The organism is Comamonas composti DSM 21721 (genome assembly GCF_000429845.1).
Classification (GTDB): Bacteria; Pseudomonadota; Gammaproteobacteria; order Burkholderiales; family Burkholderiaceae_C; genus Comamonas; species Comamonas composti.
On the sequence record NZ_AUCQ01000037.1, the window covers coordinates 1 to 12,299 of the forward strand.

Annotated in this window: 13 protein-coding genes; 9 read left to right on the plus strand and 4 right to left on the minus strand. The window is 65.0% G+C overall.

The features are described 5' to 3' along the window. The first annotated feature begins 51 nt into the window (after window positions 1-51). The 7 genes from G486_RS0115420 (at window position 52) to G486_RS0115450 (ending at window position 5,818) form a co-directional block, all read left to right on the plus strand. A complete protein-coding gene (locus G486_RS0115420) occupies window positions 52-354 on the plus strand; it encodes a hypothetical protein (RefSeq protein WP_027016350.1) in 303 nt (100 codons plus the stop codon). Next, entirely contained in the window at window positions 351-1,199 is an 849-nt protein-coding gene (locus G486_RS0115425; protein WP_051303589.1) for a DUF3325 domain-containing protein, read from the plus strand. The genes G486_RS0115420 and G486_RS0115425 overlap by 4 nt, the downstream gene beginning before the upstream one ends. Beyond that, window positions 1,186-1,554 (plus strand): hypothetical protein, encoded by a 369-nt coding sequence (locus tag G486_RS0115430; protein ID WP_211233792.1) that lies wholly within the window; start codon window positions 1,186-1,188, stop codon window positions 1,552-1,554. Before G486_RS0115425 ends, G486_RS0115430 begins: the two co-directional genes overlap by 14 nt. Window positions 1,555-1,632: 78 nt before the next feature. Then, on the plus strand, window positions 1,633-1,770 hold the full coding sequence (locus G486_RS24330) for a hypothetical protein (protein ID WP_169728605.1): 138 nt from the start codon (window positions 1,633-1,635) through the stop codon (window positions 1,768-1,770). Between the two features lie 202 nt (window positions 1,771-1,972). Continuing rightward, on the plus strand, window positions 1,973-2,800 hold the full coding sequence (locus G486_RS0115440; RefSeq protein WP_211233793.1) for a helix-turn-helix domain-containing protein: 828 nt from the start codon (window positions 1,973-1,975) through the stop codon (window positions 2,798-2,800). Between the two features lie 215 nt (window positions 2,801-3,015). Continuing rightward, window positions 3,016-4,668: a flavin-containing monooxygenase gene (locus G486_RS0115445; protein WP_027016354.1), complete on the plus strand. Its 1,653-nt coding sequence runs from the start codon at window positions 3,016-3,018 to the stop codon at window positions 4,666-4,668. Between the two features lie 97 nt (window positions 4,669-4,765). After that, window positions 4,766-5,818: an alpha/beta fold hydrolase gene (locus G486_RS0115450; RefSeq protein WP_027016355.1), complete on the plus strand. Its 1,053-nt coding sequence runs from the start codon at window positions 4,766-4,768 to the stop codon at window positions 5,816-5,818. Between the two features lie 50 nt (window positions 5,819-5,868). Here G486_RS0115450 and G486_RS0115455 read toward each other — a convergent pair whose 3' ends face one another. Further along, window positions 5,869-7,020 carry an AAA family ATPase gene (locus G486_RS0115455; protein ID WP_027016356.1) on the minus strand — a complete coding sequence of 384 codons (1,152 nt, stop codon included), beginning with the start codon at window positions 7,018-7,020 and terminating at the stop codon, window positions 5,869-5,871. A gap of 29 nt (window positions 7,021-7,049) precedes the next feature. After that, window positions 7,050-7,877, minus strand: a complete 828-nt coding sequence (locus G486_RS0115460; RefSeq protein WP_027016357.1) for an RNA ligase family protein — start codon at window positions 7,875-7,877, stop codon at window positions 7,050-7,052. 535 nt (window positions 7,878-8,412) lie between these two features. On the opposite strand from G486_RS0115460, the gene G486_RS0115470 reads away from it, so the two are divergent. Then, window positions 8,413-9,597 (plus strand): MFS transporter, encoded by a 1,185-nt coding sequence (locus G486_RS0115470; RefSeq protein ID WP_034387966.1) that lies wholly within the window; start codon window positions 8,413-8,415, stop codon window positions 9,595-9,597. 111 nt (window positions 9,598-9,708) lie between these two features. On the opposite strand, the gene G486_RS0115475 is transcribed toward G486_RS0115470, so the two are convergent. Both G486_RS0115475 and G486_RS0115480 read right to left on the minus strand, forming a co-directional pair. Continuing rightward, the gene (locus G486_RS0115475) at window positions 9,709-10,263 is read right to left on the minus strand and encodes a flavodoxin family protein (RefSeq protein WP_027016359.1); all 555 of its coding nucleotides are present in this window, start codon (window positions 10,261-10,263) and stop codon (window positions 9,709-9,711) included. Window positions 10,264-10,417: 154 nt separating this feature from the next. Continuing rightward, window positions 10,418-11,119 (minus strand): pirin family protein, encoded by a 702-nt coding sequence (locus G486_RS0115480; RefSeq protein WP_027016360.1) that lies wholly within the window; start codon window positions 11,117-11,119, stop codon window positions 10,418-10,420. A 226-nt stretch (window positions 11,120-11,345) separates the two neighbouring features. Here G486_RS0115480 and G486_RS0115485 point away from each other — a divergent pair, with 226 nt between their 5' ends. After that, complete coding sequence (locus G486_RS0115485; RefSeq protein WP_027016361.1) at window positions 11,346-12,284, plus strand: LysR family transcriptional regulator; 939 nt, start codon at window positions 11,346-11,348, stop codon at window positions 12,282-12,284. Window positions 12,285-12,299: the final 15 nt, after the last annotated feature.

The window sequence follows — 12,299 nt, forward strand, 5'->3', positions numbered from 1 at the left end:
TCAGGCATCTGCGCAACACATGCCCCAGACGGCGCTGGGCAAGGAGGCTGTATGAGCAAGCTCACCACACTGACCGCCGCCTATCGCTGGTCCGTTGCATCGCGGGTGGCTGCTGCTGCGCTGGGCGGCTACGCATTAGCCTCCGCTGCCACGGTGTTGCTGGCGTTGCTATGGCCTGCGCCCAAAGCGCAAGGCGTGCTTTGGGCCACGATGCTGAGCTTTGCCGTCTACACCGCCGCCGTGATCGGGGTCTTTTGCGCGCGCAGCGCTACGCGGGCCTGGGGGTGGATGGTGCTTGGCACCGCTGTGTGCGCAGGCCTGGCATGGCTGCTGATGGCTGGAGGTGGCGCATGAGTATTTCGCTTCAAACCGGCGCCCATCTGGGCGTTCTGGCCGTGAGCGGCGCGGGCTTCTTTGCGCTGGCTCTGGCCACGGAGCGCCATGCCGAGCATCTTCTGGGGCGCCTGCCTGCACCGCGTTGGCGGATGCTGGCGCGCACTGCTGGTTGGCTGTTGCTGGCGGTATCGCTGGCCTGGGCCATCGAGGCGCTGGGTACAGGTATCGGCATCGCACTCTGGCTGGGCTGGCTGAGCATCGCGGCACTGGCCTGGGTCTTCACGTTTCCCCTGTGGCCTTGGCAGCCACCCGCGCGGGCCCACCCCCTGCGCAAGAGCAAAGCACCGCCGGACGCGCCTGTGGCCGTGAAGGGAGTGCGTACGCGCCGTTGCATTGCAGTCAGCCTGCTCGCACTCTCGGTGGTAGGTTTCGCGCTTGCCCTGGCCCGTGTGGAGGTGCAGCCGCTCAAGCGTCCCGATGTGATGCAGGGCACGGTGGGACCATGGCCCTTCACCTTTGCCGAAGCCGACCGCAGAGTGCCCGAGATCATGGAGATGGATGTCCCCATGAAGGAGTACCACCTGCGTTTTTGCGAGGTCTGCGATAGCGAAATCCGCCAAGCCTATTTGAAGGTCCACAAGCCCCGCTCGGCACGTGCAGTCGGCATGGCTTTCATGGGGCAAAGCTGGACGCGGCGCGTGGAAATTCCGCTGCCCTCCACCACCGAGGCCAACAGCGAGCTCTGGCTGACCGTTGTGGGCAAGGACGGAGCAGTGCATCAGACCGCATTGCGCATGCACCATGCCTCACCTGCGACGGCGGTGTGGTTTGATGAACAAAGGAGAATCCATGCCTTGCACTGAAAGAATGACCGCCCGGTGGCTGCTTGCCTTCGGCCTGACGCTTGCTTGCGCCACGGTGTTGGCACACGAGCCTGTGGCCCGCTGCTTCCTGCTGGATGAAGCCACCGTGCGCTGTCGGGGTGCGACCAATGACGGCGACGAGATGCCCGGCTCGCGCATGGAAGTCATCGCGCTGGACGGTACGCCGCTGCTTGAAGGCAAGCTGGGCGCCGACTCCACCTGGACCTTCAGGATGCCCACGCAGCCGTTCTATGTGCTGTTCGACATTGGCCCGGGATTGCAGGTCAGCGTCGAGCAGGAAGAGATCACTGCGCCTCCGCGCGGCCGCACGCCACGCTGGATGCGTACACCGTAAGCCAAGAAAAGCCAAGGTCTTTGCGCGCGAGCTGCGCAAGCCATTGAGAGGCTGCCAACACTCCAGGATGCCAAGACCGTGCTGCCTGCGGTACTGGTGTTTGGCTTCATGCGGCGCGGCAGGCGGCAAGGCCAGATCCGGTGGTGGCGCTGGCAGGAGAGTGATGGTGCACAGCACGATGGCATGTTCGGGGCAACGCTGGATCTGCTTGCGTGACAGGCCCTGCACCAACTGAGGTCCGAATCGCTTACACAAAAAATTCGGACATCCTCATGCAGGCAGTTGCAGCAGGCCGCGACCAGACGGTGTGGCTGTAATGGTTTTCGCTATAAAACGTATGGCCATCTTCCCAAAAGATATCCAGATGGCTACGCTTATCACCCCAGCCGAACTGCCCACCTGGGTTCCGGGTCGCGTCATGTCCTCCAGCAACGGGCTTGGATGGGAAGACGTTTCGCACCGCTCATACCGCTATGCCGGGCTGGACGTTCCCATCCCGCCCATGGACCACTTCATGATCGTGCGCTACCGGTCGGGCAACACGCCCATGGAGCGCAGCATGCATGGCCAGCGCACCAAGGCCGTCTGCGGGCCCGGGGACTTTTCCCTGCTCACGCATGCCGAGCATTCGCACTGGTACTGGACCGAGTGCATCGACGTCTCCCACACTTATCTGTCGGAGAATCTGATGTGCCGCGTGGCCTCCGACGTACTGGAGCGGACCGTGGCCGAAGTGCGGCTCCACGACCTGCTGCGCTCGCAGGACCCCGTCGTCACGGGCATCGTCGATGCCATCACCGTGGAGGCCTTGCACAAGGGCCTGGGCGGCTCACTGTACGTCGAGGCCCTGGCCTTGCAGCTTGCCGTGCACCTGCTGCGCGACTATGCCTCGGTCACCTACAGGGACTCCGTGGTCGGCGGGGCGATCTCCCCGAGCCGCCTGCGCCGCCTGCAGGAGTTCATCGAGGCGCACATGCACGAAGGCATCAGCATCGAGCAGATGGCCGGCGTGGTCGGCCTGGGCGTGTGGACCTTCACCAAGCACTTCAAGGCCACCACAGGCCGCGCTCCGCACGAGTTCGTGCTCGACTGCCGGGTCGAGCGCGCGCGCCGCCTGCTGGCCCAGGGACTGACAGCCATCAAGGAGGTGGCCTCGTATTGCGGCTTTGCGGACCAGGCGCACATGACGCGCGTCTTCCGTGCGCGGCTGGGCACCACACCCTCGCGCGTGAAAAAAGGCAATTAAAGCCGCCGGTACAGGCCTTGCCACGCCGCTGCACAGCCGCCCTGCAGGGCCTTGATTTTCAGGCTCCTGTTTTGTTCAAAAAATCCACCGAAACCTTCAAGACCCGCAGTATGTGCGCCTCTTAAATTGCGCTCGTGCCCCGGCTCTGTCTCTTGAGGGACAGCCGGGGCGCAAGACGCCGGCTTGTGACCGGCCAACGCAAACAGGAGACATACATGGGATCGACCACCTTGAACAATGCCCGGCAGGGCTCATCGCAATCCTCGGCCGCCCCGCTCGATGCAATCGTCATCGGCGCGGGCGTCGCAGGCCTGTACCAGTTGCACCGGCTGCGTGAAATGGGGATGCGCGTGCGTGCCTACGAGGCCGGCAGCGGCGTCGGCGGCACCTGGTACTGGAACCGCTATCCGGGCGCGCGCTTTGACTCGCAGGCCGAGATCTACCAGTACTGGTTTTCGGAGGAGCTCTACAAGTCCTGGCAGCCCTCGGAGCGCTTTCCCGCACAGCCCGAAACCGAGCGCTGGCTGAACCATGTGGCCGACCGGCTGGACCTGAAGAAGGACATACAGTTCAACACGCGCATCGTCTCGGCCCACTATGACGAGGCCGGCCAGCTCTGGGACATCACGACGGACCAGGGCGAGAAGCTGCAGGCGCAGTTTCTGATCGCCTGCTGCGGCATGCTGTCCGCACCGCTGTCGGAGCGCTTCCCCGGCCAGGCCGACTTCAAGGGCCAGATCCACCACACCGGCCTGTGGCCCAAGACTCCGGTGGACTTCAAGGGCAAGCGCGTGGCCGTGGTGGGCACCGGCGCGACCGGGATTCAGGTGATCCAGACGATTGCACCCGAGGTCGGCTCGATGAAGCTCTTCGTGCGCACGCCGCAGTACGTGATTCCCATGCAAAACCCCAAGTACAGCAAGGAAGACTGGGAGGCATGGGGCGCGAAGTTCCATGAACTCAAGAAGCGGGTGCGCGAAACCTTTGCCGGCTTCGACTACGACTTCGATGCCGGTCCCTGGGCCGAGAAGACTCCGCAGGAGCGCACGGCCGTGCTCGAAAAGCTCTGGGCCGACGGCTCGCTGGCGCTGTGGCTGGCCTCGTTCCCGGAAATGTTCTTCGACGAGCAGGTCAGCGAGGCCGTCTCGGAATTCGTGCGCGCCAAGATGCGCGCACGGCTGCACAACGACCCCAGGCTGTGCGAGCTGCTGATTCCCCGGGACTACGGCTTCGGCACCCACCGCGTGCCGCTGGAGACCAGGTATCTGGAGGTTTATCTGCAGCCCAACGTCGAGGCCGTGGACTGCCGGCAGAACGCGATTGCGCGCATCGTGCCCGAAGGCATACAGATGGCGGACGGCACGGTGCACGAGGTCGACATCATCGTGCTGGCCGTAGGCTTCGATGCGGGCTCGGGCGCGCTCAGCCGCATCGATATCCGTGGCCGCGACGGCCGCTCCCTCAAGCAGCAATGGTCGCAGGAGATCCGCACGGCCATGGGCCTGCAGGTGCACGGCTACCCCAACCTGTTCACCACGGGCGCGCCGCTGGCCCCGTCTGCGGCGCTGTGCAACATGACCACCTGCCTGCAGCAGCAGGTGGACTGGATCACGAACTGCATCGACTACACCCAGAAGCTGGGCAAGCATGTGGTCGAGGCGAGCAAGGAGTTCGAGGACGCCTGGGTGGAGCACCATGACGAGACCGCAGCCCAGACCCTGGTCGTCAAGACCGACTCCTGGTACATGGGCTCGAACGTGGATGGCAAGCCCCGTCGGCTGCTCTCCTACATCGGCGGCGTGGGCAACTACCACGCCCGCTGCGACGCCATCGCGCGCGATGGCTACCCGGGCTTCACGCTGATGTAAGCGCCTCGAAGAAAGACGCATCCCCAACGCAGCGCCAGGATCACCCTCCCCTCGCTGCGGGGATCCACCCCTGCCTCTCATCTCACAGGAGACAAGAATGAACAACTACTACTCGCAAGAAGCGCACGGCCCCTTTCAAACCATCGACATCGGCCGCCTGGAGCTGGCCGAAGGCGGCGTGCTGGAGAACTGCCGGCTGGCCGTGGCCACGCACGGCCATCTCAACGAGGCCAAGGACAACGCCATCCTCGTGCCCACCTGGTATTCGGGCACCAGCAAGATCATGGAGCAGGTCTACATCGGGCCCGGGCGTGCGCTGAACACGGACAAGTACTTCATCGTCGTGGTCAACCAGATCGGCAACGGCCTGTCGATCTCGCCCCACAATGCCGAGCCGCCGCAGGCCGGCCCGCGCTTTCCCAAGGTGCGCATCGAAGACGATGTGCGCGCCCAGCACCGCCTGCTCACCGAGCACTTCGGCATTCAACGCCTGGCCCTGGTGACCGGCGGCTCCATGGGGGCCCAGCAGACCTATGAATGGGCGGTGCGCTACCCCGACATGGTCGAGCGTGCAGCCCCGATCGCGGGCACGGCCTGCAATACCGAGCATGACTTCGTGTTCACCGAAACCCTGGTCGAGGCCATCGAGACCGACCCGGGCTTCCAGGACGGCAACTACCGCTCGTCCGCCGAAGTCAGCGCCGGACTCAAGCGCCACGCCAGGCTGTGGACCGTCATGGGCTGGAGCACCGAGTTCTTTCGCTGTGGCCGCCACCGCGCACTGGGCTTCGAGACGATGCAGGCCTTTGTGGATGGCTTCATGAACGGCTACTTCGGGCCCATGGACCCGAATGACCTGCTGTGCATGGCCTGGAAATGGCAGCGTGGCGATGTGAGCCGCCTCACGGGAGGCGACAAGGCCAAGGCTCTGGGACGTATCCGCGCCAAGACCTATGTCATGCCCATTACCAGCGACATGTTCTTCCCGCCGTCGGACTGCCTGGCCGAGCAGCACCTGATCCCGGGCAGCAGCTTCCGCCCCATCCAGAGCATAGACGGCCACCTGGCCTTGTTCGGCACCGATGCCGAAGCCATTGCGCAGATCGACGCCCACCTGCAGGAATTGCTGGCCCAGCCTTCGCCGCTGTAACACCTCAGCCTGCCCCTGCGCAAGCCCATGGGCTTGCGCAGGGGCGGATTTCAAGCGGTCAGCAGCGAGAGCGCATGGGCTTCGGTAGGCAAAGGCACTTCCCAACGCCCCAGCATGCCTAAAAGCGCGGCATTGCTCAGTGTGGTGTCGCGGGCACGGTTGCGCGCCAGCAGCTCGCTTTTGCCGGCTTCCAGATGCACCAGCTGCACGCGCGCGCCATAGGCCAGGCACAGGTCCAGGGTTTTGCTGCGCATCTGCCGCGACAAATGCGTGGCATTCCACACAAAAGGCGTATGGCTGCGCAGCAAGGCCTTGGCCTTGTCCACGGCCCGGTGGGCGGCGGCGCCCTCGTTCTGGCCATGGCGCAGGCCCAGCTCGGTGCGTGCATCGTCAAAAGAGACCACGGGCCGGTCCGCATGGTGCTCGGCCACCCAGGTGTTTTTGCCACTGGCCGGCAGGCCGCACATGACGATGACGTCCGAGCCCGGCGCCGCATGCAAGGCGTAATCCGGATGCAGCTGGGCGCCACGGAAATAGCGCACCGCCGTCTCTGCCGAGGCAAAGCGGCGCGGCGTGCGCAGACAGTCTTCTTCCAGCGCCAGCTCGCGCAGCAGCGCGATGTTGAGCAGCACGGCCTCCACATCGGGGCAGATGCGGCCCAGGATATCGGCCCGGGCCAGCATGCACAGCAGGTGCAGATCCACCTGCCAGGACAGCTCGCGCAGGATGAACTCCGGCGACTGGCCGCTGCGGGACATGCCAAACGCAAAAAACGGCACCTGGTGCACAGCGATCAAGCGGCATATGGCCTCGCGCTGCAGCACGGGGGCACCCGCCTCCCACAGCATGAGACGCGCATCCAGCGCCCCCTTGCGCGAATGCCCGGGCTGGCTGATGCGCCCGTCCTCGCCCACCACCGTGGTGCGGCACTTGGCCACATCGTGCAGCAGCGCAGCCAGGAACACGGTTTCGCGCTCGGCGGGTGCAAGCGCCACATAGGCCGCATCGTCCAGCAAGGTCTGGATCACCATTTGCGTATGGGTCCAGACATCGCCTTCGGCGTGGTAGAGCGGGTCCTGGGGCGTGGTCCTGGCCTGCTCCAGCTGCGGGAAGGCGGCCAGGCAGGCGGCGAAGTCCACCGCGCCCCATCCCGCTGTTCCTGGCTGGGGCACCAGGGTTTGAATTTGCTTCCAGTTCCACATGGGAACCTCCTTTTTCCAGGGGCCTTGCTTCACCACACTTTGGAAATGCAAGGCGCAAAAATGTCCACGCCGGCCCGCAGGCCGTTGGCCACAATGGGGCGCTCGCTGTGGTGTGAGCCCGAGTCCAGAATCGTCTGCACAAAATCGGGGCGCACAAACTTGTAGCGCTCCACGGTTTTGCCATCCTCTTCCACCTTGAGGTAAAGGCCTTCGGCCAGGTCGGAGCCATCGGTTTGCTGCCAGCACAGGGCCAGGTCCAGCTGTTGGCGCAGCACCTGCTGCGCAAATACCTGGCGCCAGCCCACGCTACGCGCCAGTGACGGTGCCAGCATGGTCAGCAAATCCTTGAAGCGCCGGGGCGCCACACCGCTGTAGAGCACGGGCACCGAGACCACGGGCAGCTCTGCCAGCAGGCCATGGCGGCGCGGCGTGTCCAGAAAGCAGCCGTGCTGCCGGTCCCAGATGTCGAACTCGCAAAACCAGTGCGGCAGCGCGTCGTAGTACAGCGAGTGCTTGGCATACAGCCATTCGCCATACATCACATAGCGGTCTTCCAGCAGCGCCAGAAAACGCGCTTCATGCGCCGCCCCCCATTGCTTGAAGGCATTGAACTGGCGCTCGCGCCCGCCCGAGCCCGGTTGCAGATAGTGGCCGCGCGACTGCAGCAGCAAGCCGGCGTCGGCACCAAAGCTGAGCGCGGCATTGGCGCCGTCCAGCTTTTCCTCGACCACGATATGCCGACCCGCCAAGCGCTCATAAGCGATGGCGTCGTCCTGATCGCCTGCCTGCAGGCGCGAGCCGCGCAAATGCAGGGTGCGCGGGTATTTGAGAATGTCCAGATTGAATAAATGACTCATGTCGAGCTTTCCAGAGATGGCAAGCGGCCTGCGGCAGGACCGCAAAGACCATGAAAAGCTGAAGACGGCTGCGCCGCGATGCCGCACAGGCACAGGCCCGCCGCAGCAGGCCTGAAGAAACCATGGCAGGAGAATCGGCCCTGGTCAGGCTGGCGGCGTCAAGCTGCCTGAGAGCAGACTCAGGCCAATGACCGAGATGGGCGAAAGAAAACCATGCACCGCAGCGCACACGCCAGCGTCAACCAGGCAGAGCTGGTCAGGAGCGTGTGGCGATGTCGTTCAGCCAAGAAGCGCTGTGCGGCGGGGCATGATCTACCTCGAGATGGGTGAGGGTTTGAAAAGAGCGGCAAGTATAGGGACTGCGGCCGGCCCGGACAAGCCCTGCAGGCCTTGGATCGCAGGCGCGCCGGATGCGGGCCCGAGCAGAAAACCCCGTGCGGCCATACACTTTGGCGCAGCCAGAAAAGCCATCTCCTCGGATACCGCCCTGATTCAGCGCCAGAATGTGGCAGACCCATCCCAATCTTTGAGAACCATGAAGAACACCGAACAGCCAGCCTCGGAGCGCCGCAACCTGGGCCTTCTGGTGGCCGCCCAGTCCCTGGGCGGCGCTTCGCCCCCGATCATCATTTCCCTGGGCGGCCTCGTAGGCCAGCAGTTGTCGAGCAATCCCACGGCCTCGACCCTGCCCGTGAGCATCTATCAGCTGGGCCTGGCCTTGTCCACGCTACCTGCGGCCTGGCTCATGAACCGCCTCGGCCGGCGCGCCGCCTATGTGCTGGGCGCCTTGCTGGGCGTGTTCTCGGGCCTGATAGCGGCCCATGGAATTGCCAGCTCCAGCTTCATGACCTTTTGCCTGGGCCTGGCGCTGGCGGGCTTTTATGCGGCTTGCGTGCAAAGCTACCGCTTCGCGGCCACCGATGCCATCAGCGATGCGGGCCAGCAGGCACGCGCGATCTCCCTGGTCATGGTCGGTGGCCTGATGGCCGCCATCATCGGCCCCCAGGTGGTGATCTGGACGCGTGACGCCCTGCCGGCCACGCCGTTTGCGGGCAGCTTCTACAGCCAGGCCATCCTGGCCTTGCTGGCCTTGCCGATTCTCTGGAGGCTGAAGCTGCCGCCGCCCCAGCCCAAGTCCGTGACCGGCGAGGCCAGGCCGCTGCTGGAGATCGCGCGCACGCCGCAGTTCGTGGTTGCGGCCAGCGCAGGCGTGGTCAGCTACGGTCTCATGGCCTTTCTGATGACGGCCGCGCCCATGGCCATGGTGGGCTGCGGCCACAGTGTGGGCGAGGCGGCCCTGGGCATTCAATGGCATGTGCTGGCCATGTTCGGCCCCAGCTTTTTCACGGGCCGGCTGATTGCACGCTTTGGCAAGCGCACGATCACGGCCCTGGGCCTGGTGCTGATCGCGGCCTCGGGCGCCCTGGCCTTGCTGGGTCTGGAGATCTTTCACTTCTGGGGCGCGCTGATCCTGCTGGGCGTGGGCTGGAATTTCGGCTTCATCGGCGCCACGGCCATGCTCACCGATTGCTACCGCCCTGCCGAGCGCGCCAAGGTCCAGGCCTTCAACGATTTTCTGGTCTTCGGCACCGTGGCCCTGGCCTCGTTCGGTTCGGGCCAGTTGCTGCACAGCGCGGGCTGGGACGGCATCAACACCTGGATGCTGCCCATGGTGGGCGTGGTTTTGCTGATGCTGGGGATGAAGCGGTCTGCCCCCTGAGCGGCTGTGCTTCATAAAAAATGAGCTGCTAGCGCCTGCTGCTATTGGGTTTCAGATAGTTTTCTACTTGAAACCCAGAAGAGGCAAGCGCTGGCAGCTCTTGTTTTTGCTTCAGCTCTTCAGGCGTCCGGCAGTCTGGGCAATGCGTTCGCCGAACTGGCGTGCGGTCTCCAGGTCGCCCGGGTGCATGTCGGCGGCCGAGGCATCGGCGGGCGACTGGGCCATGGCGCCGCTGAAGGCGCCTATCCAGTTGAGATCGTCGCGCCGGGCCGCGCTGGCATTCGAGGGCAGCATGCCGCTGCCCACCCAGATGCCGCCGTGCTGCATGGCCAGCTGGAACAGATAGTCCAGCGTGGTCTGCTTGTTGCCGTTGACGCTGGCGCTGTTGGTAAAGCCCGCAAACAGCTTGTCGCGCCAGGCCTGCACGAACCAGGGCCTGGACGAGGCATCGGCAAAGCGCTTGAACTGCCAGCTGGGCCCGCCCATGTAGGTGGGCGAGCCGAACACGATCGCCCGCGCCGCCGCCAGCTGCTCCCAGCCCTGGGCTGGCAGCTGGCCCTCGCCGTCTATGGCCAGGGTCAGCGCACCCGCGCCTTGCGCCACGGCCTGGGCCATGCGCTGGGTATGACCATAGCCCGAGTGATACACCACCACGATATCCGTCATCAATCCATCCTCTAAGAACGTATTTACGATCTCCTCGCGGCGCGCCTGCGTAGAGATCGTGAACACGCTCTAACGCCCGCAGCACCGGGCCAAGGGCTCAGAGCCTATCAAATCTGCAGCACGCTGCGCAGATGGCATGCGCTTTGCAGGTGATTCAGGGGGCAAGATCAAAGACCAGCACCTCGGCCTCTTTGCCCGCATCGAGCTGCAGCTGCGTCTCCTGCTCGATCATGGCCGCATCGCCGCCCTCCAGCCTCTGGCCGTTGACCTGCAGGCTGCCGCGCACCAGGTGCACATAGGTCTTGCGCCCTTCGGGCAGGACCATCACGGCCTGCTCTGCACCATCGAACAGCCCTGCATACAGACGGGCATCGGCGTTGAGCTGCACCGAACCCTCGCGCCCCTCGGGCGAACCCACCAGGCACAGGCGGCCGCGCTTTTGCGCATCGCCAAAGGCTTTTTGCGCATAGCCGGGCGCCATGCCCTGGCGGCTGGGCAACAGCCAGATCTGCAGAAAATGCGTGCTCCGCCCCTGCGCAGGGTTGTGTTCGCTGTGCACCACGCCCGTGCCCGCACTCATGCGCTGCACTTCGCCGGGAACAATGCTCTGCTCATTGCCCAGGCTGTCCTTGTGGGCCAGCTCGCCCTCGAGCACATAGCTGACGATCTCCATGTCGCGATGGCCGTGGGCGCCGAAGCCCGTGCCCGGGGCGATGCGGTCTTCGTTGATCACGCGCAGATTGCCAAAGCCCATGTAGCGCGGGTCGTGGTAGTCGGCAAAGGAAAAGCTGTGATACGAGCGCAGCCAGCCATGATCGGCATAACCACGCTCGCGGGATTTGCGTACAGTCAGCATGAGTACCTCCAGAAAGTCTTGCGCTGCGGCCTGGTGCCATCGTCCAGTCGCCGGGATGCGCAGCGCAGAAAACGCGAAAGCACATGCCTGGACGGGGCGTGGAATGACTTTAGGGTGCGCACGCCCCCCTGGAGCGCCATGGAATTGATGGCATCATTCAAAGTCTTTGAATCAATAGCGGCTTACCGGATTTCCTGGCCTCGTTCTCTTTTTGCGTTGACCGCCCATGCCAAGCTCCCGCGACGTACTCACCCCCGACAGCCTGGCCATGCTGCAGACCATTTCCGAGCAAGGCAGCTTTGCGGCCGCCGCGCGCCAGCTGGGCCTGGTGCCCAGCGCACTCACCTACCGCGTGCGCCAGATCGAGGAGGCGCTGGATGTGCTGCTGTTCGACCGGCGCTCGCGCCACGCCCAGCCCACGGAGGCCGGGCTGGAGCTGCTGCGCGAAGGCGCGCGCCTGCTGCAGGAGATAGACAGCGTGGCCCATCGCGTGCGCCGCGTGGCCACGGGCTGGGAGCCGCAGCTGAGCATCGTGGTGGACGGCGTGATGGCCCGCACCACCATGCTGGAGCTGGTCGAGGCCTTCTACGCCGGGCAGCCGCCGACCCGGCTCAAGCTGCGCGACGGCATTCTGAGCGGCACGCTGGAGACGCTGACCTCGGGCCGCGCCGACTTGGCCATCGGCGTGGCCGTGGACTCCAGCAATGTGAGCGGCCTGAAGACGCGCGAGCTCGGCGAGATGGAGTTCGTGTTCGCCATCGCCCCCCACCATCCGCTGGCCCAGGCAGCAGAGCCGATCACCGAGGCCATGCTCGTGCAACACCGCGGGATTGCCGTGGCCGACTCCGGCCTGCGCGACAACACCAGCGTCGGCCTGCTCGGCGGCCAGGAACTGCTCACCGTGGACTCCATGCAGGCCAAGATCGAGGCCCAGATACGCGGCCTGGGCTGCGGCTATCTGCCCGGGCCCGTGGCCGAGGTCTATGTGCAGGCCGGCATGCTGGTCAGGCGCCAGACGACGCGGCCTGCGCGCACCGTGCCCCTGCATTACGCGTGGATGGAAACACCCCAGCAGCGGCCCGGACGAGCGCTGCAATGGTGGCTGGCCCAGCTCGAAAGCCCGACCACGCGCCAGGCTCTCATGGAAAATCACCACCGGCATTAGGCGCGCTTGGCGGGC